Origin of the sequence: Serpentinimonas raichei, from assembly GCF_000828895.1 — a bacterium.
Taxonomy (GTDB): Bacteria; Pseudomonadota; Gammaproteobacteria; order Burkholderiales; family Burkholderiaceae_C; genus Serpentinimonas; species Serpentinimonas raichei.
Genome location: NZ_AP014568.1, coordinates 1,669,437 through 1,690,457 on the forward strand (window position 1 = coordinate 1,669,437; position 21,021 = coordinate 1,690,457).

General features: G+C 68.7%; 22 protein-coding genes and 1 pseudogene. 12 read left to right on the forward strand and 11 right to left on the reverse strand.

Annotated elements, in window-relative coordinates:
* Positions 1 to 30 precede the first annotated feature (30 nt).
* The 7 genes from SRAA_RS07745 to SRAA_RS07775 all read left to right on the forward strand — a co-directional run bounded on the left by SRAA_RS07745 (position 31) and on the right by SRAA_RS07775 (position 5,819).
* Positions 31 to 1,140 (forward strand): NAD(P)/FAD-dependent oxidoreductase, encoded by a 1,110-nt coding sequence (locus SRAA_RS07745; RefSeq protein ID WP_045531896.1) that lies wholly within the window; start codon positions 31 to 33, stop codon positions 1,138 to 1,140.
* A 19-nt stretch (positions 1,141 to 1,159) separates the two neighbouring features.
* Positions 1,160 to 2,191: a tRNA glutamyl-Q(34) synthetase GluQRS gene (gluQRS, locus tag SRAA_RS07750; protein WP_231849273.1), complete on the forward strand. Its 1,032-nt coding sequence runs from the start codon at positions 1,160 to 1,162 to the stop codon at positions 2,189 to 2,191.
* A 123-nt stretch (positions 2,192 to 2,314) separates the two neighbouring features.
* On the forward strand, positions 2,315 to 2,533 hold the full coding sequence (locus tag SRAA_RS07755; protein WP_045531898.1) for a hypothetical protein: 219 nt from the start codon (positions 2,315 to 2,317) through the stop codon (positions 2,531 to 2,533).
* Positions 2,506 to 2,844, forward strand: coding sequence for a type II toxin-antitoxin system PemK/MazF family toxin (locus SRAA_RS07760; RefSeq protein WP_045531900.1), 339 nt, complete (start codon positions 2,506 to 2,508; stop codon positions 2,842 to 2,844). Before SRAA_RS07755 ends, SRAA_RS07760 begins: the two co-directional genes overlap by 28 nt.
* A 77-nt stretch (positions 2,845 to 2,921) precedes the next feature.
* The gene (gene trmB, locus SRAA_RS07765) at positions 2,922 to 3,710 is read left to right on the forward strand and encodes a tRNA (guanosine(46)-N7)-methyltransferase TrmB (protein WP_045531902.1); all 789 of its coding nucleotides are present in this window, start codon (positions 2,922 to 2,924) and stop codon (positions 3,708 to 3,710) included.
* Positions 3,707 to 4,867, forward strand: coding sequence for a bifunctional diaminohydroxyphosphoribosylaminopyrimidine deaminase/5-amino-6-(5-phosphoribosylamino)uracil reductase RibD (gene ribD / locus SRAA_RS07770; protein WP_045531904.1), 1,161 nt, complete (start codon positions 3,707 to 3,709; stop codon positions 4,865 to 4,867). Before trmB ends, ribD begins: the two co-directional genes overlap by 4 nt.
* Before the next feature lie 37 nt (positions 4,868 to 4,904).
* Positions 4,905 to 5,819, forward strand: coding sequence for a pseudouridine synthase (locus SRAA_RS07775; protein ID WP_045533538.1), 915 nt, complete (start codon positions 4,905 to 4,907; stop codon positions 5,817 to 5,819).
* 15 nt (positions 5,820 to 5,834) lie between these two features.
* Here SRAA_RS07775 and alaS read toward each other — a convergent pair whose 3' ends face one another.
* On the reverse strand, positions 5,835 to 8,474 hold the full coding sequence (gene alaS, locus SRAA_RS07780; RefSeq protein WP_045531906.1) for an alanine--tRNA ligase: 2,640 nt from the start codon (positions 8,472 to 8,474) through the stop codon (positions 5,835 to 5,837).
* 43 nt (positions 8,475 to 8,517) lie between these two features.
* On the opposite strand from alaS, the gene SRAA_RS07785 reads away from it, so the two are divergent.
* Complete coding sequence (locus SRAA_RS07785) at positions 8,518 to 9,057, forward strand: dihydrofolate reductase (RefSeq protein WP_231849274.1); 540 nt, start codon at positions 8,518 to 8,520, stop codon at positions 9,055 to 9,057.
* Here the strand turns inward: SRAA_RS07785 and SRAA_RS07790 are convergent.
* Together SRAA_RS07790 and ffh are read right to left on the reverse strand one after the other, a co-directional pair.
* Entirely contained in the window at positions 9,054 to 9,740 is a 687-nt protein-coding gene (locus SRAA_RS07790) for a hypothetical protein (protein WP_045531908.1), read from the reverse strand. The two genes, SRAA_RS07785 and SRAA_RS07790, sit on opposite strands and share 4 nt — an antisense overlap.
* A 24-nt stretch (positions 9,741 to 9,764) precedes the next feature.
* Positions 9,765 to 11,150 (reverse strand): signal recognition particle protein, encoded by a 1,386-nt coding sequence (gene ffh / locus SRAA_RS07795; protein ID WP_045531910.1) that lies wholly within the window; start codon positions 11,148 to 11,150, stop codon positions 9,765 to 9,767.
* A 33-nt stretch (positions 11,151 to 11,183) separates the two neighbouring features.
* Between ffh and SRAA_RS07800 the strand changes: the two genes are divergently transcribed.
* The 4 genes from SRAA_RS07800 to SRAA_RS07815 are packed head-to-tail and all read left to right on the forward strand — an operon-like array spanning position 11,184 to position 15,614.
* The gene (locus SRAA_RS07800) at positions 11,184 to 11,984 is read left to right on the forward strand and encodes a cytochrome C assembly family protein (RefSeq protein ID WP_045531912.1); all 801 of its coding nucleotides are present in this window, start codon (positions 11,184 to 11,186) and stop codon (positions 11,982 to 11,984) included.
* A complete protein-coding gene (locus tag SRAA_RS07805; protein WP_045531914.1) occupies positions 11,981 to 12,235 on the forward strand; it encodes a PP0621 family protein in 255 nt (84 codons plus the stop codon). Before SRAA_RS07800 ends, SRAA_RS07805 begins: the two co-directional genes overlap by 4 nt.
* Before the next feature lie 19 nt (positions 12,236 to 12,254).
* Complete coding sequence (locus SRAA_RS07810; RefSeq protein WP_144318737.1) at positions 12,255 to 13,976, forward strand: ATP-binding protein; 1,722 nt, start codon at positions 12,255 to 12,257, stop codon at positions 13,974 to 13,976.
* A 27-nt stretch (positions 13,977 to 14,003) separates the two neighbouring features.
* Positions 14,004 to 15,614 (forward strand): sigma-54-dependent transcriptional regulator, encoded by a 1,611-nt coding sequence (locus SRAA_RS07815; RefSeq protein WP_045531917.1) that lies wholly within the window; start codon positions 14,004 to 14,006, stop codon positions 15,612 to 15,614.
* A 36-nt stretch (positions 15,615 to 15,650) separates the two neighbouring features.
* On the opposite strand, the gene SRAA_RS07820 is transcribed toward SRAA_RS07815, so the two are convergent.
* From SRAA_RS07820 to SRAA_RS07855, 8 genes and pseudogenes are all read right to left on the reverse strand, one after another.
* On the reverse strand, positions 15,651 to 16,439 hold the full coding sequence (locus SRAA_RS07820; protein ID WP_045531919.1) for an energy transducer TonB: 789 nt from the start codon (positions 16,437 to 16,439) through the stop codon (positions 15,651 to 15,653).
* Between the two features lie 38 nt (positions 16,440 to 16,477).
* Positions 16,478 to 16,966: a biopolymer transporter ExbD gene (locus SRAA_RS07825; RefSeq protein ID WP_045531921.1), complete on the reverse strand. Its 489-nt coding sequence runs from the start codon at positions 16,964 to 16,966 to the stop codon at positions 16,478 to 16,480.
* A 22-nt stretch (positions 16,967 to 16,988) separates the two neighbouring features.
* Positions 16,989 to 17,729 carry a protein TolQ gene (tolQ, locus tag SRAA_RS07830; protein ID WP_045531923.1) on the reverse strand — a complete coding sequence of 247 codons (741 nt, stop codon included), beginning with the start codon at positions 17,727 to 17,729 and terminating at the stop codon, positions 16,989 to 16,991.
* The gene (locus SRAA_RS07835) at positions 17,726 to 18,202 is read right to left on the reverse strand and encodes a tol-pal system-associated acyl-CoA thioesterase (protein ID WP_045531925.1); all 477 of its coding nucleotides are present in this window, start codon (positions 18,200 to 18,202) and stop codon (positions 17,726 to 17,728) included. Before SRAA_RS07835 ends, tolQ begins: the two co-directional genes overlap by 4 nt.
* A 13-nt stretch (positions 18,203 to 18,215) precedes the next feature.
* Positions 18,216 to 18,719 (reverse strand): annotated as a pseudogene (nusB, locus tag SRAA_RS07840) (transcription antitermination factor NusB); the annotation flags it as partial.
* A 41-nt stretch (positions 18,720 to 18,760) separates the two neighbouring features.
* Positions 18,761 to 19,264 carry a 6,7-dimethyl-8-ribityllumazine synthase gene (gene ribH, locus SRAA_RS07845; protein ID WP_082039977.1) on the reverse strand — a complete coding sequence of 168 codons (504 nt, stop codon included), beginning with the start codon at positions 19,262 to 19,264 and terminating at the stop codon, positions 18,761 to 18,763.
* 1 nt (position 19,265) lies between these two features.
* Positions 19,266 to 20,399: a bifunctional 3,4-dihydroxy-2-butanone-4-phosphate synthase/GTP cyclohydrolase II gene (gene ribBA / locus SRAA_RS07850; protein ID WP_045531929.1), complete on the reverse strand. Its 1,134-nt coding sequence runs from the start codon at positions 20,397 to 20,399 to the stop codon at positions 19,266 to 19,268.
* Complete coding sequence (locus tag SRAA_RS07855; RefSeq protein WP_045531931.1) at positions 20,396 to 21,016, reverse strand: riboflavin synthase; 621 nt, start codon at positions 21,014 to 21,016, stop codon at positions 20,396 to 20,398. The genes ribBA and SRAA_RS07855 overlap by 4 nt, the downstream gene beginning before the upstream one ends.
* Between the last annotated feature and the right edge of the window lie 5 nt (positions 21,017 to 21,021).

A 21,021-nucleotide genomic window follows, 5' to 3' on the forward strand; every position in this document is an offset into this window, starting at 1 on the left:
GCTACACTGTGAGCACAACAGGAGATCACCATGAGCCGAAAACCACGCCGCGAGGGCGGCACCCCCCGCACCACCCCGCCCGATCAGGCCCCACGGGCACGCCGCACCGCCGTCGTGGGAGCGGGCATGGCAGGTGTGGTGTGCGCACGCACACTGGCGCAGGCCGGCCACGAGGTGCTGCTGCTCGACAAACACCACAGCCCCGGCGGGCGCATGGCCACGCGCCTGACCGAATTTGGCGGCTTTGACCACGGGGCGCAGTTTTTCACCGTCACCGACGAGCGTTTCAAAAAGGCCTTGGCATTGCAACCCGAGCTGATCGCCCAGTGGCAGGTGCCCACCGTGCGCGTGCTCGACACCTTGGGACAAACACTGGCCAGCGCCAGCGCCATCGAGAAAGCGCGCTGGGTCGGCGTGCGTGGCATGAGCGAGCTGTTGCGCCAGTGGGCGCTGCCGCTGTCGGATGGCTCGCTCAACGCCAGCAGCCACTACAACACCCAGGTGGTGGGCATCGAGCCCGACGCCCTGAACCCCAAGCAGTGGCAGTTGCGCTGCGCCGGTGCTGCGGGCTCGCAACAAGTGATCGCTGGCCTCGACCAGGTGCTGCTGGCGCTGCCCGCCCCGCAGGCGCAGGCCTTGCTGTGCGCCAGCGCCTTGGTGCCCGAATGGGTGGCGGCACTGGATGCGGTCGAAACCGCCCCCTGCTGGACGCTGCTGCTGGCCTTTGCCCAAGCGGCCCCCGGCGGCCCTGAGCCCTTTGGACCCAACTGGCACGCCGCCAGCAGCGACCACCACCGCATCCGCTGGGTGGCGCGTGAAAACAGCAAGCCCGGGCGCTCCACCATCGAGCGCTGGACCGTGCAGGCCAGCCCGCAGTGGTCGGCCGAGCACCTAGAGGACGACGCCGAGCGCGTCAAGGCCAAGTTGCTCAAGGGCTTTGCCGAAGTCACCGGCATCCGCGCCGAGCCCACGCTGGCGCAGGTGCACCGCTGGCGCTACGCGCAGACGCTGCGTCCGCTTGGCCAGCCTTGCCTGTGGAACCCGGCGCTGGGCTTGGGCCTGAGCGGCGACTGGTGCTTGGGGCACCGGGTAGAAAACGCTTTCGTCTCGGGTCTGGAGCTGGCCCTGGCTGCGACTTGAGCGCATCGGGCGGCTGCTCTTGACTGGCCCACGCGGCTCGATCCGCACCCCCAGCGGCTACCGCGGCCGCTTCGCCCCCTCCCCCAGCGGGCCGCTGCACGCCGGCTCGCTGGTGGCAGCGCTGGCCAGTTGGCTCGATGCGCGCGCGCACCACGGCAGCTGGCTGCTGCGCTTGGAGGACGTGGACCGCCCGCGCTGCGTGCCCGGCGCCGACCGGCTGATCGTGCAGCAACTCGCCACCTGCGGCCTGTTGCCCGACCAGCCCCCCACTTGGCAGAGCGCCCACGAAGCGCGCTACACCGCAGCCTTGCACGCGCTGGCCGAGCGCGGCTGGGCCTACCCCTGCCACTGCAGCCGCAAACACATCGAAGCCGCACAGGCCGCCGCCGGGCTGTTGCGCCAGCGCCATGCGCCGCTGGTCTATCCCGGCACCTGCCGGCCCGAGCGGCTGGCGGGTGGCACCCAAGTCTTGGAAGACCCCAAAACCTCGCCAGGTTCGGTTGTCTTTGCCAGCTCCGGCCTGGTTGCAGCCACGGGCACTGAGACAAGCACCCCCAACACCCCGGCATGGCGGCTGCATGTGGGCCGGGTGCAGCAGGCGCTGGGCCTGCCCGAAGTCACGCACTGGCACGACCGCCGCCTTGGGGCCCAGCAGCAGGCGCTGGCGCACGAGGTGGGCGACTTCGTGCTGCGCCGCGCCGACGGCCTGTGGGCCTACCAGTTGGCGGTCGTGGTAGACGACGCCGCGCAAGGCATCACGCACGTGGTGCGCGGTGCCGACCTGGCCGACAACACGGCACGCCAACTGCTGCTGCAAGCCGCGCTCGGCCTGCCCTCGCCGCAGCACCTGCACACCCCGCTGGTGCTGGGCGCCGACGGCAGCAAACTCTCCAAGCAAAACGGCGCCGCCGCGCTGGACCTGCACGACCCGCTGGCCGCCCTCAACCAAGCCGCCACCGTACTCGGCCTGCCTGCCCACGCCGGCCCATTGCCGCAGGCGCTGGCCGACTGGACCGGGCACTGGGCGCGCCGCTGGGGCCAGCGCGCATAGCGAGGCTATTGCAGAGCCTCACAAGCACTGATATCCGGTTTGCTATGGCACAACGTTTGTGCCACAATGGCTTGCGCCCTGCAGGGCGGTGGGTTTTCGGCTCAAGCAAGGAATTTTGCGCTCATGATTCAAACCGTTGAAGCCATCGTTGACGAGTGCGGTGTGGTCCGGTTGCTCGAACCGCTGCACCTAGCCCGACGCCATCGGGCATTCCTCACGGTTTTGGCAGACGAGCCTGCTGCCGACCACGAGGCGGCCCTGCTGAGCGAGGCATCGCTGGCTCAAGACTGGCTCCGCCCCGAGGAGGACGCCGCGTGGGCACACCTGCAGCAGGCTCGGTAGTTCTCGTACCCTTCCCCTTTTCCGACCTGTCGCAATCCAAGCGCCGTCCTGCGGTCGTGCTCGCCGAGGCAGGCCGCGGCGACTGGATTTTGTGCCAAATCACGAGCAAGGCGTATGCAGACAGCCGTGCGGTTCTGCTTACAGACGATGATTTTGAATGCGGCAGCCTTCGCATCGAGAGCCATGCCCGACCCGCCAAGCTCTTCACCGCGCATGAGGGTTTATTTATTTCCGAACCAGGTGTGCTCACTGCCGCGTCGCTCAAGCGCATCAGGGACACAGTCGTCACTGTGATCCAGGGCAAGCCTTAGCCCACCTCAGGTGCCACCTGCCTACAATCGGGCGCGTGAAACCCGATAGCCCTACCCCTGACTGCACTGACACCGCTTTGAGTGCGCCCGTACCGGCCGCCGCAACCGCCACGGCACCCGTTGCAGAGGCGGCCTCTGCCGCCAATGCCGCCCCCGCCTCAGACTACCCCGCCTCGCACCCCCGAATCAAAAGCTTCGTCAAACGCGGCGGGCGCACCACCACCGCCCAAGCGCGTGCCTGGGCCGAGCTGGGGGCGCGCTACCTGCTGCCCTTTGCTCCGCAGCCGCTGCAACCCGAGCCGGTGTTTGGCCGCCGCGCGCCGCTGATTTTGGAAATTGGCTTTGGCATGGGCGAGGCCAGCGCCCACATCGCCCGGCTGCGCCCCGGCGACGATTTTTTGTGCTGCGAAGTGCATGCGCCCGGCGTGGGGGCGCTGCTCAGGCGCATCAGCGAGCAAGGCCTGGGCAACGTTCGCATCGTGGCGCACGACGCGGTGGAGGTGCTGCAGCACATGCTGCCCGAGGGCACGCTGGCTGGCGTGCATATTTTTTTCCCCGACCCTTGGCACAAGCTGCGCCACCACAAGCGCCGCCTGCTGCAGCCGCCGCTGGTGGCGCTGCTGGCCAGCCGCCTCCAAGCCGGTGCCTACCTGCACTGCGCCACCGACTGGCAGCCCTACGCCGAGCAGATGCTGCAGGTGCTGGGCGCCGAACCGCTGCTGGCCAACACCGCCAGCGATCCCGCCCTGGGCGGCTACGCCCCCAAACCCGACTACCGCCCCCTGACCAAGTTCGAACAGCGCGGCTTGCGCCTGGGGCACGGGGTCTGGGATCTGGTGTTCGTGCGCCGCCCACACATCCCATGAACCCACCCCCAAGCACCTTTGACCCGCGCTGGCTAGTCGGGCTGGATGCCTTGGCCGAGCAGTCCATCGGCCTGTCGGAGCCCAATCCGCGCGTGGCCTGCCGCATCATCGCCCCAGACGGGCGCGCCTTCGAGGGCCACACCCAGCACGCCGGCGGGCCGCATGCCGAGGTGATGGCACTGCGCGCGGCGGCTGCGGCCGGGGCCGATCTGCGCGGGGGCAGCGCCGTGGTCACGCTGGAGCCGTGCAGCCACCACGGCCGCACCCCGCCCTGCTGCGAGGCGCTGATCGAAGCCGGGCTGGCGCGGGTGCTGGTGGCGCTGCCCGACCCGAACCCGCTGGTGGGCGGGCGCGGCATCGCGCGCCTGCGCGCTGCAGGCATCGAGGTGCAGGTATTACCCCCCGCGCACCCGCTGGCCGTGGCCACACGCGAATTGAATCTGGGTTTTTTGAGCCGCATGGAGCGCGGCCGGCCTTGGGTGCGGCTCAAAGTGGCCACCTCGCTCGACGGCCGCACCGCGTTGCCCAACGGTGCCAGCCAGTGGATCACCGGCGCCGCAGCGCGCACCGACGGCCACCGCTGGCGCCGCCGCGCCGGTGCGCTGCTCACCGGCATCGGCACCGTGCGCGCCGACGACCCCCGGCTCGACGTGCGCTTGGTGCCCACGGCGCGCCAGCCGGTGCGGGTGCTGCTCGATGCGCAGCTGGCCGTTGACCGCCAAGCGCGCATGCTGCAGCCACCGGGGCCGGTCTGGCTCTATTGCGCCAGCGATTCCGCCAACACCCCCCACCGCGCCGCCCTGCAAGCGCTGGGCGTGCAGGTGCTAGCCTGCCCAGCCGCAGGCGCGCCGCTGCGCCTCGATTTGGAGCACCTGCTGCGCGACCTGGCGGCGCGCGAGATCAACGAGCTGCACTTGGAAGCCGGGCCGGGCCTGAACGGGGCCTTTTTGCGCGCTGGTCTGGTCGATGAACTGCTGCTCTACCTGGCCCCGACCCTGCTCGGGCCCGGTGCCCCGTTGGCGCAGCTCGACGCGCTGCACGCACTCAGTGGCGGCCTGCCGCTGGCTTTCACCGACTGCAGCGCCATCGGCCCCGACTTGCGCATCCGCGCCCGCGTGCTGCCTAGGCCTGCGGGCGGCGTCGCCGCCGGACAGTGAAGCCGTGGCCCACGTCCCCAAAAACCCCGCCATCCCGATGCGCGGCGGCGTCTCGCCCAGTTGCCTGGCGCTGCCGCAGATGCGCCAGCCGCCTTGGCCCACGCTGCTCGACTACCTGGCCCAGCGCCTGCCGCGCATCCCGCGCGCGCAGTGGCAACAGCGCCTGGCCGACGGCCTGGTGTGCGCCGACGACGGCCGCGCACTGCCACCCCACAGCCCCTACCTGGGCGGCAGCCGGATCTATTACTGGCGCGATCTGGCCATCGAGCCCCCGATTCCCTTCGAAGCCACGGTGCTGCACCGCTGCGCGCACCTGGTGGTGGCCGACAAGCCGCATTTTTTGCCCGTGACCCCAGGTGGGCGCTACGTGCAGCAAACGCTGCTGGTGCGCCTCAAGCAGCAACTCGGCCTGCCCGATTTGAGCCCGCTGCACCGGCTGGACCGCGAAACCGCCGGGCTGGTGCTGCTCTGCGTCAACCCGGCCGAGCGCGACGCCTACCAGCGCCTGTTTCGCCAGCGCCAGGTGCACAAAGATTACGAAGCCATCGCCGCCGCTGCCCCGCACCTGGATTGGCCGCAAGTGCGGCGCAGCCACATCCGCGAATGCGAAGGCGCTTTTTACAAGATGCGCGAAGCCCTGCCGCACGAGGGCTGGCCCGACAACAGCGAAACCCGCATCGAGCCGCTGGAGCAGCGCGGGCCTTGGGCGCGCTACCGGCTGCAACCGGTGAGCGGGCGCCGGCACCAATTGCGCGTGCACATGCTGGGGCTGGGCTTGCCGATTGTGGGCGACCAGTTCTACCCCGAGGTGCGGCGCGCGCCCGGCGCGGCCGAAGACTACGCCGAACCGCTGCGCCTGCTGGCACGCGCGATCGCCTTCACCGACCCCGTCACCGGGCAGGCGCGTTGCTTCGAGAGCGCGCTCACGCTGGATTGGCCCAGCGCGGTTTGACCCAAAACCCCAAACTCAAACCCGCTCGCGCACCCAGCCCGCCACGCTGGCCAGCGCCTGCGGCAGCGCCTGCGCGTCGGTGCCGCCGGCCATGGCCAGATCGGACTTGCCGCCGCCCTTGCCGCCCACCTGCTGCGCCACGAAGTTCACCAGTTCGCCCGCCTTGAGGCGGCCCATGCAGTCGGGCGTGACGCCTGCGGCCAACTGCACCTTGCCACCCTCGACGGTGGCCAGCACGATGGCGGCGCTGCCCAAGCGGGCCTTGAGCCGGTCCAGCGTCTCGCGCAGCGCCTTGGCGTCGGCCCCCTGCAGGTTGGCGGCCAGCACCTGCACCCCGCCCACCTCGATTGCCTGCGCCAGCAGCTCGTCGCCTTGGGAAGCCGCCAGCTTGCCCTTGAGCGCCGCCACCTCTTTTTCCAGCGCCCGCATCTGCTCCAGCACGGTGTGCAGGCGCGGCACCAGCTCGGGCACCGGGGCTTTGAGCGCCTCGGCCGCCGCCGCCACGCTGGCCTCAATCTGCTGCAGGTAGGCCAGCGCGTGCGCGCCGGTCACGGCCTCGATGCGCCGCACCCCGGCCGCCACCCCGCCCTCCGAGACGATCTTGAACAAGCCGATGTCGCCGGTGGCGCGCACGTGGGTGCCGCCGCAGAGCTCGCGGCTGCGCCCGATGTCGAGCACGCGCACGAATTCGCCGTATTTCTCGCCAAACAGCATCAGCGCGCCAGACTGCTGGGCACGCTCCAAGTCCATCAGCCGCGCCTCGGTGGCTTGGTTGGCCAGAATCTGCGCGTTCACCTGCTCTTCGATGGCGCGGCATTCGGCTTCGGTCAGGGGTGCGTGGTGCGCAAAGTCAAAGCGCGTGCGCTCGGGCGTGACCAACGAGCCTTTTTGCTGCACGTGCTCGCCCAGCACCTCGCGCAAGGCCAGGTGCAGCAAGTGGGTGGCGCTGTGGTTGCGCACAATGGCGGCGCGGCGCGCGGCGTCCACCTCGGCCAGCACGTGGTCGCCCACGGCCAGCGTACCGGCCTCCAGTTGCCCGTGGTGGCCATAGACATCGGCCTTGATTTTTTGTGTGTCCTGCACCGCAAAGTGCGCCGAGCCGCTGTGCAGGCGGCCGCTGTCGCCCACTTGGCCGCCGGATTCGGCATAAAAAGGCGTGGCTTCGAGCACCACCACCCCGGCTTGCCCGTGTTTGAGCTCGGGTACCGGCAGCCCGTCGCGGTAGAGCGCCAGCACCTTGGCGCTGGCCTGCAGCGCGCCGTAGCCCACGAACTCGTTGCCGTGGCCGGTGTAGTCGAGCCCGCGCTCCATCTTGAACTTGCCCGCTGCGCGCGCCTGCGTTTTCTGGCGCTCCATGGCGGCGTGGAAACCGGCCTCATCCACCGCCAGGCCGCGCTCGCGGCACACATCGTGCGTCAGGTCGAGCGGGAAACCGTAGGTGTCGTGCAGCTTGAAAGCCACGTCGCCGGGCAGCACCGTGCTTCCGCCAGCCAGCGCGGTTTCCAGCAGTTGCATGCCGTTTTCCAGTGTCTCGTAAAAGCGCTCCTCCTCGATCTGCAGCAACCCGGCGATGCGCGCGGCGCTGGCGGCCAGGTGCGGGTAGGCAGCGCCCATTTGCTGCACCAGCTCGGGCAGCAGCCGGTGCAAAAACGGCACCATGCAACCCAGCTTGTAGCCGTGCCGGATGGCGCGCCGGATGATGCGCCGCAGCACATAGCCGCGCCCCTCGTTGGCGGGCAAGACGCCGTCGGCGATCAAAAACGCGCTGGCGCGCAGGTGGTCGGCGATCACGCGCAGCGAAGGGCTGCCGGGGTCGGTCGTGCCGGTGACGCGCGCCGCCCCCTGCACCAGCGCCTGAAACAGGTCGATCTGGTAGTTGCTGTGTACGTGCTGCAACACCGCCGCCAGCCGCTCCAGCCCCATACCCGTATCAACACAGGGCGCGGGCAGTGGCTTGAGCGTGCCGTCGGTCTGCATATCGAACTGCATGAACACGTGGTTCCAGATTTCGATGTAGCGGTCGCCGTCGGCCTCGGGGCTGCCGGGCGGGCCGCCCGCCACCTCGGGGCCGTGGTCGTAGAAAATCTCGGAGCAGGGGCCGCAGGGGCCGGTGTCGGCCATCATCCAGAAGTTGTCGGACTGGTACTTGCCGCCCTTGTTGTCGCCGATGCGCACCACGCGCTCGGGCGGCAGGCCGATCTCTTGGGTCCAGATCTCGTAGGCTTCGTCGTCGTCGATGTACACCGTGGCCCAGAGCCGATCGGCGGGCAAGCCATAGACTTGCGTCAGCAGCTCCCAGCCCCAGTGCAGCGATTCGCGCTTGAAGTAGTCGCCAAAGCTCCAGTTGCCCAGCATCTCGAAAAAGGTGTGGTGCCGTGCGGTATAGCCCACGTTTTCCAGATCGTTGTGCTTGCCGCCGGCGCGCAAACAGGCTTGAACCGAAGCCGCACGCACATAGGGCCGGCGGTCGGTGCCGAGGAACACGTCCTTGAACTGCACCATGCCGGAGTTGGTGAACATCAGCGTCGGGTCGTTGGCGGGAACCAGCGGGCTCGACGGCACCACGCTGTGGCCGCGCTGGGCAAAGAAGTCCAGAAAGGTCTGGCGAATCTCGGCCACGGAGGCCACGGGCGGGGTCAGGGTGCTGGAGGTCATGGTCGGGCGCTCGGTTAAACCTTGAATTTTATTCGCCTGCGCTATGCTCACGCCCATGCGCCTGAACCTGATTTACGCCCGCGCCGCCAATGGCGTGATTGGCCTGCACAACCGCTTGCCCTGGCATTTGCCCGAAGATTTGGCGCACTTCAAGCGCCACACCCTAGGCTGCCCGGTGCTCATGGGCCGCGCCACTTGGGATGGCCTGCCGCCGCGCTTTAAGCCCCTGCCCGGGCGGCCCAATCTGGTGCTCACACGCCACCCAGAGCGCGCCGCTGCCCTAGAGGCCGAAGGGGCCCTGCCCTGCACCAGCCTAGAGGACGCGCTGGCCCAGTGCGCCCAGATGCAGCCGCCGCCGCCCGAGGTGTGGGTGATCGGCGGCGCGCAGCTCTACGCACAGGCGCTGCCCTTGGCCAGCCGGGTGCTGGCAACCGAAATCTGGGCCGACTTCGAGGGCGACGCCTACGCCCCTTCGCTGGGCCCGGAGTGGCAGGAATGCAGCCGCGAGCCCGTCACCAGCGCCAGCGGCTTGCGGCTGGATTTTGTTTGTTACCAGCGCCAGCCGCTGCCCGCCACCGTTTAGGGCCCGGGTTGGGTCGGCGGCTTTTTTGCCGGCAGCTTGGGTGGCGGCTGCAGGTAGCGCGCATCGGACCAAGTCGCCAGCCACTGTGGCGCAAAGGCCACGAACACCGACGCGATCAGGCCGGTCAGGAAGGCATCGCCCCAGGCCATGATCCAGCGCGCCACCAGCGCATGTTGCAGATTTTGCTGACCCAGCGCGTGGTGGATCAGCTCAAACCCCACCCCGGCCACAAACACCGCCAGCGCCGTGCCCAGAAAGGCGCGCCCCAGGGTGTAGATGAAAATATTGGGCGGCAACCAGCGCCGCAACCCGGCCCCCACCGCCAAAGCCAGCGTGGCCGGCACCAGCCCCATCCAGAACCACTGCGACAGCAGCTCGGGCAACGGCGCCTCGCCCAGCAGCCCGACCAGCAGCGCCACCAGCGCCAGCACCGGCACCGCCAACGGCCAACCCAGCAGCAGCAGCACCAGCGGGGCCCCGGAAAACTGCAAGGCCAGCCCCTGTGGCAAATTTTGTGGCATCAGCCACAGCCAAGGCAGCAGCACCAGCGTGGCCAAGGTGGGCGTGAGCAAGGCACCCCCGACCAGCAGGCGCCAAGGCCGCATGGCCAGCGCAAGCGCCAGCGCCAGCAGGCCGACGCTGGCCTCCAGCCAAGTCAGCGCGGTCCAGGCTGCATCTTCCATGGACTGGCTTTTATGAAACTAGGCCTAACCGCGCATGCCCGGCAGCTTGGGCATGCCCATGCCGCCCATGCCGCCGCCGAGCTGCTTCATCATCTTCATCAGGCCGCCGCCTTTCATTTTTTTCATCATGCCCTGCATCTGCTCAAACTCCTTGAGCAAGCGGTTCACCTCCTGCACCTGCACCCCGGCCCCAGCGGCGATGCGGCGCTTGCGCGTGGCCTTGATCAGCTCGGGTTTGCGCCGCTCGGTGGGCGTCATGCTGCAAATGATGCCCTCTTTGCGCCGCACCTCTTTGTCGGCGCGGTCCATGTCGGCGGCACCGGCTTTGGCCGAAAACTGTGCGGGCAGCTTGTCGATGAAATTGGCCAAGCCGCCCATTTTTTTCATCTGCCGGATCTGCTCCAGAAAATCTTGCAGCGTAAAGCCCTCGCCGCTCTTGATCTTGGCGGCAAACTTCTGCGCCTGCGCCACATCGACCCCGGCCGTGACCTGCTCCACCAGCGCCACGATGTCGCCCATGCCCAAAATGCGCCCGGCGTGGCGCTCGGCGTCGAAGGCCTCCAGCCCGTCGAGCTTTTCGCTGACACCGGCAAACTTGATCGGCACCCCGGTCACGGCGCGCACCGACAGCGCCGCGCCGCCGCGCGCGTCGCCGTCGAGCTTGGTGAGCACGATGCCGGTGAGCGGCAGCGCCTCCTTGAAGGCGCGCGCGGTGTTGATGGCGTCTTGCCCCTGCATCGCATCGACCACGAACAGCGTTTCGACCGGGTTCAGAACCGCATGCAACTCCTTGATTTCGTCCATCAGCACCGCGTCGATCGCCAGCCGCCCAGCGGTATCGACCAGCAGCACGTCGAAGTGGTGTTTGCGCGCGTAGTCGAGCGCGGCGCGTGCGATGTCCAGCGGTTTTTGCTGCGCCGTGCTCGGGAACCACTCGGCCCCGGCCTGCGCCGTGACGGTTTTCAACTGCTCGATGGCGGCCGGCCGATAGACGTCGCCCGACACGGTGAGCACTTTTTTCTTGCGCTTTTCGATCAGGTGCCGGGCCAGCTTGGCGGTGCTGGTGGTTTTGCCCGCGCCCTGCAAACCGGCCATCAGCACCACGGCGGGCGGTTGCGCCGCCAGATTGAGCTCGCCCGCTGTGCCCGCGCCCATGGTGGCGGCGAGCTCTTTGTGGATGATGCCGACCAGCACCTGCCCCGGCGTGAGCGAACCCACCACCTCGGCACCGAGCGCCTTGCCCTTGACGCGGGCAATGAAGTCGCGCACCACCGGCAGCGCCACGTCGGCCTCCAGCAGCGCCAGCCGCACCTCGCGCAGCATCTCGGCCACGTTGTCTTCGGTGATGCGCGCCTGGCCGCGCAATTCTTTGACCAAGCGTGAGAGTTTTTCGGTAAGGGCAGAGGCCATGCGAACAATCGTGAGCGGGTTTAAACTCCGAGCATGATACTCGCCACAAGCCCATGGTGGAGCACCGCCCCTGCGCTGGGTGCGGCGCTGGGCTACCTCTTGCTGGCGCTGGGTTCGCAGCGGCTCGAACGCGGCGCCATCAGCGCGCTGATGCTGGTGGTGTGGGCGCTGCATGGGCTGGCGCTGTTTGCGGCGCTGGGCGTGACGCCGGCGCGCTTTGGCTTTGCCACCACGCTCTCGGTCACGGCTTGGCTGGTGCTCACGGTCTATGCCATCGAAACCCGGCTCTACCCGCAACTGGCCACGCGCTGGACGCTGGCCGGCTTGGGTGCCCCGGCCGTGCTGCTGGCGCTGCTGTTTCCGGGGCAGGCCTTGCCGGTGCTGCTCTCGGGCTGGTTGCCGCTGCACTGGGCGTTTGGCGTGGCCTCCTACGGCTTGCTCGGGGTGGCGGTGGCGCACGCTTGGATGATGCAGCGCAGCGAGCAACTGATGCGCAGCGGCCAGCCCGCCCCGCAGGTGCTGCCGCTCTTGATGCTGGAGCGCATCACCTTTCGCTTCGTTGCCGCGGCCTTCGTGCTGCTCACCCTGACCTTGCTGGCCGGGGTGTATTTTTCTTGGCTGCTGCACGCCAGCGGCTGGGCTTGGACGCACAAAACCGTTTTCACCCTGCTCTCGTGGGCTGTGCTGGGGGTGCTGCTGCTGGGGCGCTGGCGCTACGGCTGGCGCGGCTGGCGGGCGGCGCGCATGCTCTATTTGGCGGCAGGCTTGTTGCTGCTGGGCTATGTGGGTTCGCGCTTCGTGATCGAAGTGTTGTTGCAACGGGTACCGGTATGAAGTACGCCTTGCTGGCCGTGGTGCTGCTGGCGGCTTTTTTCATCTGGCGCCACAAGCGCCGCCAGCGCCAACGCGAGCTGCAACAGCAGCAAACGCAGCGCGAGGCGGCCGAGCGTGAGCGCAAGCTGGGGCGGCCGGTGCCCATGACCGCCTGCCGCCACTGCGGCCTGCACCTGCCACTGGCCGATGCCACCGCAGGCAAACTGGGGCACTACTGTGGGCCAGAACACCGCCAACGCGCCGAAGACTGAGCCCGCTGCGCCGTTGGGTGTGACCGACTTCGCCCCAACTTGGTTTTTGCCCATCCCCGATGCGGCAGCGCTCCATGCCTTGGGCGCCGACTCCACCCCCCTCGAATCGAGCACCCGCCTCTGGCGCTATTTCATGCTGGTGCGCCTGCTGGTGGCGCTTGGTCTGACGGGCTGGATGCTCTGGTCCTACCTCCACACCGGCACCCCCCTGTGGCTGTTGCTGGCGTGCGGGGTCTATTTGTTTTCGACGGCGGCGGTGCTGCGCTGGAGCCGGCCGGCCAGCGCCGACTCGTTCTGGTCGATCGGCTGGGGCCTGACCCTGTGGATCGATCTGGTTTTTTTTGGCCTGCTGCAAACCCTGCACAGCGGTGTCATCAACTACATGCCCTTGTTCATCTTGCCCGTGTTGCTGGCTTCGGTGCTGGGGCCGCTGCGGCTGGCGCTGGGCAGCGCGGCCTTTGCCACGCTGGTGCTGCTGTTCGATGCGCTGGCGGGCGATCTGCTCGGCCCCCAGCAGGCAACCACCTATGTGCAGGGCGCCATCTCAGGGGCGGGGCTGTTCATCGTGGCCCTGTTGGTGCACCAGTTGGCGCGCCGCTTGGGGCGCGAACAAGCCCAAGCCAGCAGCCACCGCGCCATGGCCGACGCGCAAGCCCAAGTCAATCAGATTATCGCCACCGGCCTGAGTGAGGGGGTGTTGGTGATCGATGCGCGCGGCCAAATCTGGCACGCCAACCCGGCCGCTTGCGCCATGCTGGGTGCCCCGGGCGAGCGACCGCCTTATGCGCTGCTGCCCACCCTGCCCGCCTGGCCCCTGCTGTCGAGCTGGGCCCGCGCCTTGCTGGCACAGGGGAGCCACATGGATTGCACCATGCGCCTGCCCCGGCCTAGCCAAGAAGCGCTGCAGGTCCAGTTGCGCGCCCACATCAACTGGCCGGCGCCACACAGCCCGGCGCAGCCCGCTTGCGTCATCTTCATTGAAAGCCTGCGCGACGTCGAAGCCCGCGTGCGCAACGAAAAACTGGCCGCCATGGGCCGGGTGTCGGCGGCGGTGGCGCACGAAATCCGCAACCCGCTGGCGGCCATCAGCCAAGCCAACGCCCTGCTGACCGAAGAGGCGCTGACCCCCGCACAACAGCGCCTGAGCACCATGATCGGGCAAAACGCCAAACGGCTGGGCCGAACCGTGGACGACATCTTGGAGCTGGCCAAGCTGCCGGCGCGCCCCGACTTGGCCTTGCCGCTGCTGCAGCTCGACGCCGAGGCATCCGACATCGTGGCCGACTGGCAAGCGATCAACCCAAGCAGCAACCTGGTCTGGCAACCCGGTGCGCCCGCGACCGCGGTGCACTTTGAGGCCGAGCACCTGCGCCGGGTGGTCATCAATTTGCTCGACAACGCGCGCCGCCATGCCCCACCAAATGCCACGCCCAACGCCCCCGCGCTGCAAGTCAGCACCCACGACAGCCCCGATGGGGTCTGGCTGGAAGTCTGGAACGCAGGCCCTCCGATGCCCGACGAAGTCGAGGCACACCTGTTTGAGCCCTTCAACTCATCCCACAGCCGCTCCAGCGGACTCGGTCTGTACCTCGCGCGTCAACTGTGCCAAGTCTATCGGGCGCAGCTCGACTACCAGCAGCAGACCCGGCAAGGCAGCAACGGCCACTGCTTCGTGCTGCGCTGGAACGTGCGCCAAAATCCCAACGAGGGACGGCTGCCCCAGCTCGACTTCACCTTGTAAGCGCCCGCCACAACCCGACCCCTTGCCATGTCCGCTGCTGCCCCCACCCCCTCGCGCCTGCTCGTGGTCGACGACGAACCCGATTTGCTCACGCTCTATGAGCTGACGCTGCGAAAAAGCGGGCATCAAGTGGCCGCCGCCAGCGATCTGGCGCAGGCGCGCGCCCTGCTGGCCACGCAGCGCTTCGACGCCCTGATCACCGACATGCGCCTGCCCGACGGTTTGGGGCTGGAGCTGGTGCGCGAACTGACCCAGGCTGGCCGGTCCGAAAAAACCATCGTGGTGACCGCCTACGGATCAGCCAACAACGCCGTCGAAGCCCTCAAAGCCGGCGCCTTTGACTACCTCACCAAACCCGTGGCCCCGGCGCAACTGCGCGCGGCAGTGGCCAATGCGCTGCAAGCCGCCCGGCCGCCTTGCAGCGCGGCGCAGACCAACCCGGTCAAACCCACAGCCGCGGGGGCCGGGCTGGACCGGGGTGAGGAATTGGAACGTGTGACTGACGAACCCCGGCGCAACACAGTCACGGCCCTAGGCCCGATGGCGGGGGCCGGGCTGGGCCGGGGTGAGGAATCGGAACGTGTGACTGACGAACCCCGGCCCAGCCCGGCCCCCGCCACCGCCACCGGCGCGCTGCAACAACTGGTGGGCCGCAGCCCCGCCATGTGCGCGCTGCGCGAGCGCGTGTTGCGGGTCGCGCGCAGCATGGCCCCGGTGCTGGTGCTGGGCGAATCAGGCACCGGCAAGGAACTGGTGGCGCGCGCCCTGCACCACTGCAGCCACCGCAGCGACGGCCCCTTTGTTGCCGTCAACTGCGGCGCCATCCCCGATACCCTGCTTGAAGCCGAGTTCTTTGGCGTGCGCAAAGGCGCTTACACCGGCGCCAGCGCGCACCGCGAAGGTTACTTTCAGGCCGCGCGTGGGGGTACCCTGTTTCTGGACGAGATCGGCGATTTGCCGCATCCGATGCAGGTCAAGCTGTTGCGGGCGGTGCAAGAGCGGCGCGTGCGCAGCCTCGGCGCCACCGACGACGAAGCAACCGATGTGCGGCTGATCAGCGCCACCCACATCGACCTCGAACGGGCGGTGGCTGCGGGGCGCTTTCGGCAAGATTTGTATTACCGCCTGAACGTGATCGACCTGCACCTGCCCCCCTTGCGCGAACGCCTCGAAGACCTGACTGAACTCGCGCAATCCTTGCTGCAACGTCTGAGCGAGCGCAACGGCAACCCCGAGCCACCCGTGCTCAGCCCCGCCGCGCTGGCCCGCTTGGCCCAGCATCCCTTCCCCGGCAATGTGCGCGAACTGGAAAACCTGCTCGAACGCGCGCTCGCCCTGCACCACGGCCCCGTGCTCGACGCCGAAGCGGTCTGGACGCCGCCGCCCGCAGCGCAGCGCGCCTTGCCCGAGGCCAGCAACGGCCATGCGGCGGATTTCAGCCCCACCCAGCCGCCTGCAGACGGCTGGCCTGCCCCAGCCCCCGATGAGCACGCCCCCACCCGGGAGCAACTGCTGGCTTGGCTCAACCTGCACCGCTGGAACCAGTCGCGTGCCGCACGCCAGCTCGGCTGGACGCTGGCCAAACTGCGCTACTGGATGCAGCGCCACGGCCTGACCGATGCGGCGGCCCACCACTGAAGCCGCGCCCCATGCCGACTTAAAAAGCGGCGCCGCTCAGTCTTGCGGCCTGAACCCTAGGATGAGGACGCTGGGAACCCGGCCGTCGGTGTCGCGCGGCAAGCGCCCGGTGCGCTCGATCGCCCGCAGCACCGCCGCATCCCAGCCGGCATGGCCGCTCGATTGCAGCAAGCGGGTGCTCAGGATCGTGCCATCGGGCAGCGCACGCAGCTCGACCTCGGCGCGCGGGTTGGCGCCCAACACCTCGGTAAACACGATGTTGGGCCGGATCGCAGCCGCCAAGCGACTGGCGTAGCCGGGAGATGGACTGGCAGCGGGCGCAGCGGCCACTGGGCTGGCCGCCGCAGTGGCCGCCGCGCGGCCCATGATGCGCTCGATGTTGCGCTGGTGCTCGGCCTCGCGCTGGGCCTCTTGCTCACGCCGTTCGCGTTCGGCCAGCTGAGCTTGGCGTTGCTCGATCCGTTCGCGCTCGCGCTGCTGCTCGATGGCGATGGTCGCAGCGGGAGCGGGCGTGGGCGTCTGAACTCGGGCCGCAGGCGGTGCAGGCGTGGGCGGGCGAACCACGGGCGGCGCTGGCGGAGGTGGCGCTGGCGGTGCAGGGGGCACAGGCGCCGGTACCGGTGTGGGTGCTGGGGGTGCCTGCGCGGCCTGCGGCAATTGCGCCCACAGCTCGGCCTGCACCACCTGCATGGCGGGCTCGCGCTGCCAGTTCACGCTGGCGCTCAAGGCCAGCACCAGCAGCGCGTGTATCCCCAGCGCCAGCGCCAAAGGCAGGCGCCAATGGCCCGGGGCGGGAGGGTTGAGGTCGGGTGGGGTTGGGTGCATCCCGCGCTGCCAGGCTGTGCTCAGGGGGGCGGTGGTGTTCAGGGCGTGGCTTCTTGCACCGCCAAGCCGATGCGCGCCACCCCGGCGCGCTGCAGCGCGTCCATGGCATCGATCACCGCTTCGTAGCGCACGCTGCGGTCGGCGCTGATGAGCACCGGCACGGCGCCAGGTGCGGGGGCCTCAAGGGCTGCGGCACCCGGAGCGGTACCTGGGGCTGCAGCGGGCGCAGCCGCTTGCAAGGCCAGCACCCGCGCCGGCAGTTGCTCCAGCGCAACGGGTTGCGCCGGGCCGGCGGCGGCGCTGTCGCGCAGCTCGATTTGGCCCTGGGCGTCGATCACGATGTGGATGAAGCGCTCGGGCTGGCGCGCCGCCTGGCCCACGCTGGGCAGCTCGATTTGGCCCGGCACGATCAGGGTGGCGGTGACCATGAAGATGATCAGCAGCACCAGCATCACGTCGATGAAGGGCACCATATTGATCTGGCTCATGGTGCGGCGGCCTCGGCCACGGGATGCGACGGCGGGCATGGCGCTCTGTGCTCCGTGCGCCTTAGCGCGGGCCTGCCGTGGCAGTGGACATCGATGCGCCGCTGGCACCCGGAGCGCCGGGCTGACCCAGTGCGGCCACGTTGCGCTGCAGGATATTGGAGAACTCGTCGATGAAGCTCTCCATGCGGTTGGCGGCGCGGTCGATGTCGTGCGCAAAGCGGTTGTAGGCCACCACGGCCGGGATAGCAGCAAACAGGCTGATGGCGGTGGCCACCAGCGCTTCGGCGATGCCGGGTGCCACCACCGCCAGCGTGACCTGCGCCATGGCGCCAATGCCGGTGAAGGCGTGCATGATGCCCCAAACCGTGCCGAACAGCCCAACGTAGGGCGCCACCGAGCCGACCGAGCCCAAGAAAGACATATTCGCTTCCAGCGCATCGACCTCGCGCTGCAGGCTGGCGCGCATGGCGCGCCGGGCCCCGTCGAGCAGCGCGTCGGGCTGGGTCACGCGGCGGTCGCGCAGCTTGTGGAATTCGCGCATGCCGCTGGCAAAAATGCGCTCGGTCGGGCTGGCCTCGGGGGCGCGCTGCAGCGCCGCTTGGTAGAGCTCGTTGAGCTGGCCACCAGACCAGAAATCGCGCTCGAATTCGTCGCTCAGGCGCTGCACGCGACGCAGCAGCAAGCCTTTGCGAAAAATCGCGGCCCAGCTCAGGATCGAGGCCAAGATGAGCAGCAGCACCACCGCCTGCACCACCCAAGTGGCTTCGAGCATGAGTTGGATGACGGAAAATTCCGGTTTCATGATTGATTCAGCAAATGAACGAGGGCCGGCGGCAGGCGCAGCGGGCGCAGGGTGGCGGCATCGACCCAGCCGATGCGGATGCTGGCATCGCACAGCAGCTCGGCGACGGCGGGCTCTAGGGCCTCCGCGGCACGGGCCGCTGCAGCGCCCGGGTCTGCTAGGCTGCTATGCGGCGGCAACAGGCGCGCCTTCTGTTGCAGTGTCATGGAAGCGCGCCCAAGTTCCGTGACGCGCGCGCTCACTTGCAACAAATCGTCGAGCCGCGCCGGGCGGTGGTAGCGCAGCGCAGTTTCGGTCACCACAAACAGGCCGCCGGTCTGCTCGCGCAGGCGCTGCTGCTCCAGCCCCAAGCTGCGCAGCCATTCGGTGCGCGCGCGCTCAAAGAACTTGAGGTAGTTGGCGTAAAAAACGATGCCACCGGCGTCGGTGTCTTCCCAATAGACGCGCACCGGCCAGCGAAAGGTTTGTGACATGGTGGCGGTCGATTCAAGGGTGCGGCGCTTCGGGTGCGCTGGCACTGGGAGCGTGGGCCGGGCGGGCCGGGCGGTTGGCGGCGTCGCGCTGCACCTCGGCGTTGCGCCACTGCGGGGCCAGTTGGTTGAGCACGCCGTTGACGTATTTGTGGCCGTCGGTGCCGCCAAACGATTTGGCCAGCTCGATGCACTCGTTGAGCACCACGCGCCAGGGCACGTCGAGGCAGTGCTGCAGCTCGTAGGCCCCGATCCACAGCACCGCGTGCTCGATCGGTGACAGCTCCACCAGCGGCCGGTCGAGCAGCGGGGCCAGCGCGGCATCCAGCTCTTGGGCACTGGCAATGCAGCCGTGCAGCAGCGCGTCGTAGTGGGCGCTGTCGGCCTTGTGAAAGCCGCTCAGTTCGCGCGTGAACAAGTCGATCTCGGCAGCGGCGTTGCGCCCGACCAAATGCTGGTAAAGCGCCTGCACGGCGAACTCGCGCGAGCGGGTGCGCGCCGATTTGTCGGCCGCCTTGCGCGGTTTCGGGACCAAGGCCGGGTTGGCTTGGGTGGGCTCGTTCATGCGCGCCCCTGGCTTTGCAACAGGCGCGCCATTTCCACCGCCACCCGCGCCGCATCGAGGCCTTTTTCGAGCTGGCGCGCTTGCGCCTGCTCTAGGTTTTCGGTGCTCAGCACGGCATTGGCCAGCGCGATGCGGCAATCGAGCATGACCCGGCTGATGCCGGCGGCCGATTCGTTGCAGACCAGCTCGAAGTGGTAGGTTTCGCCGCGGATCACGCAGCCCAGCGCCACCAGCGCATCGAAGCGCTTGCTGGCGGCCAGCGCCTGCAGCGCCAGCGGCAGCTCCAGCGCGCCGGGCACTTGCAGGTGCTCGATCTGCCCGGCCGCCACGCCCAGGCGCAGCAGCTCCGCGCGGCAGTGCTGCGCAAGCGCATCGGTCACGCCCTGGTTGAAACGCGCCTGCACCAGCGCCACGCGCAAGCCGCTGCCATCGAGCGCGGCCCCATACCCGGGCACACTTGCGGCCACATTCCCGGCCCAGCCCTTGTCGGCAGCTTGCATCTCAATGTCCTTTGTTCAAAAAACCCGTCACTTCCAGCCCGTAGCCGGTCATGCTCGGCATGCGCCGGGCGGTGCCCAGCAAGCGCATTTTGTGTACCCCGCAGTGACGCAAAATTTGCGCCCCGATGCCATAGGTGCGCAAATCCAGCCCGCTGCGGCCGCGTTCCGGGGCTTGGGCGGCGCGCGCCGTGCCCTCGAACTGCGCCAGCAACTGCTCGGCGCTCTCGCCGCAGTTGAGAAGCACCACCACGCCGCGCCCTTGTTGGTCCATGTGGCGCAGGCTGGCCTCCAGCGACCACGAGTGCATGGCGCGCCCGACTTCGAGCGCATCGAGCACACTCAGCGGCTCGTGCACGCGCACGCAAACTTCGTCTTCGGGTGCCCAAGTGCCCTTGACCAGCGCCAGGTGCAGCGCCGGGCTGGTCTGGTCGCGAAAGGCGTGCGCGGTGAATGCGCCGCTGGCGGTGAGCAGGCTGCGGCTGCCCAGGTGCTGCACCAGGCTTTCGGTGCGGCTGCGGTGCTCGATCAGGTCGGCGATGGTGCCGATCTTGAGCCCGTGTACGGCGGCAAAGCGCTGCAGATCGGGCAGGCGCGCCATGCTGCCGTCGTCGTTCATGATCTCGCAGATCACCGCCGCCGGGCTGCAGCCGGCCAGTGTGGCGAGGTCGCAACCGGCCTCGGTGTGGCCAGCGCGCAGCAGCACCCCGCCCTCGACCGCTTGCAGCGGAAAAATATGACCCGGCTGCACCAGATCGGCGGCGCGGGCCTCGGGGGCCACGGCGGCTTGCACGGTGCGGGCGCGGTCGGCGGCCGAAATGCCGGTGGTCACGCCCTCGGCGGCCTCGATCGAGACCGTAAACGCCGTTCCCATCTTGGTGCCGTTGCGCGCCACCATCGGCGGCAGTTGCAGCCGCTCGCAGCGCGCGCGCGTGAGCGTGAGGCAGATCAGGCCACGGCCAAAGCGCGCCATGAAGTTGATCGCTTCGGGCGTGACGTGGTCGGCGGCCAGCACCAGGTCGCCCTCGTTTTCGCGGTCTTCTTCATCGACCAAAATCACCATGCGGCCAGCGCGCAGTTCGGCAACGATTTCGGAGACGGGTGCAATGGCAACCGGTTCGGGGCAAGGTGTGTTCATGGGGCGGTGGGGAGCATGCGCTCTACGTAGCGCGCAATCAGGTCGATTTCGAGGTTGAGCGGCTGGCCCGCTTGCAACCGGCCCAGCGTGGTGTGCGTGAGGGTGTGCCCGATCAGGTTGATGCGGCATTCGCAGCCCTCGGGGCGATCACACACCGCGTTCACGGTCAGGCTCACGCCGTTGACGGTGATGGAGCCCTTGGTGGCCAAATACTTGCCCAGCGCCGCCGGGGCCAGCAGGTGCAGCGCCCAGCTCTCGCCCACTGGGGCAAAGTGCAACACGCGCCCGACTGCATCCACGTGCCCGGTGACGATGTGGCCGCCGAGCCGATCTTGGGCGCGCAAGGCTTGCTCCAAATTCACCTCGCCCAGGCCATCGAGCCCGGTGGTGTGCGCCAGCGATTCGGCCGAGACTTCGACCGTGAACTCGTTGGCCGCCAGATCGAGCGCCGTCACCGTCATGCAAGCGCCGTTGAGGGCGATGCTGTCGCCCAAGGCCACCCCGGCCAAGTAGCCCGGTGGGGTTTGGATGAGCAAGCGCTTGCCGTGCTGCGCCGAAGAGCCAAGCGGATGGACAGCGGTGATGCGCCCCACCCCGGTGATGATGCCGGTGAACATAGGCC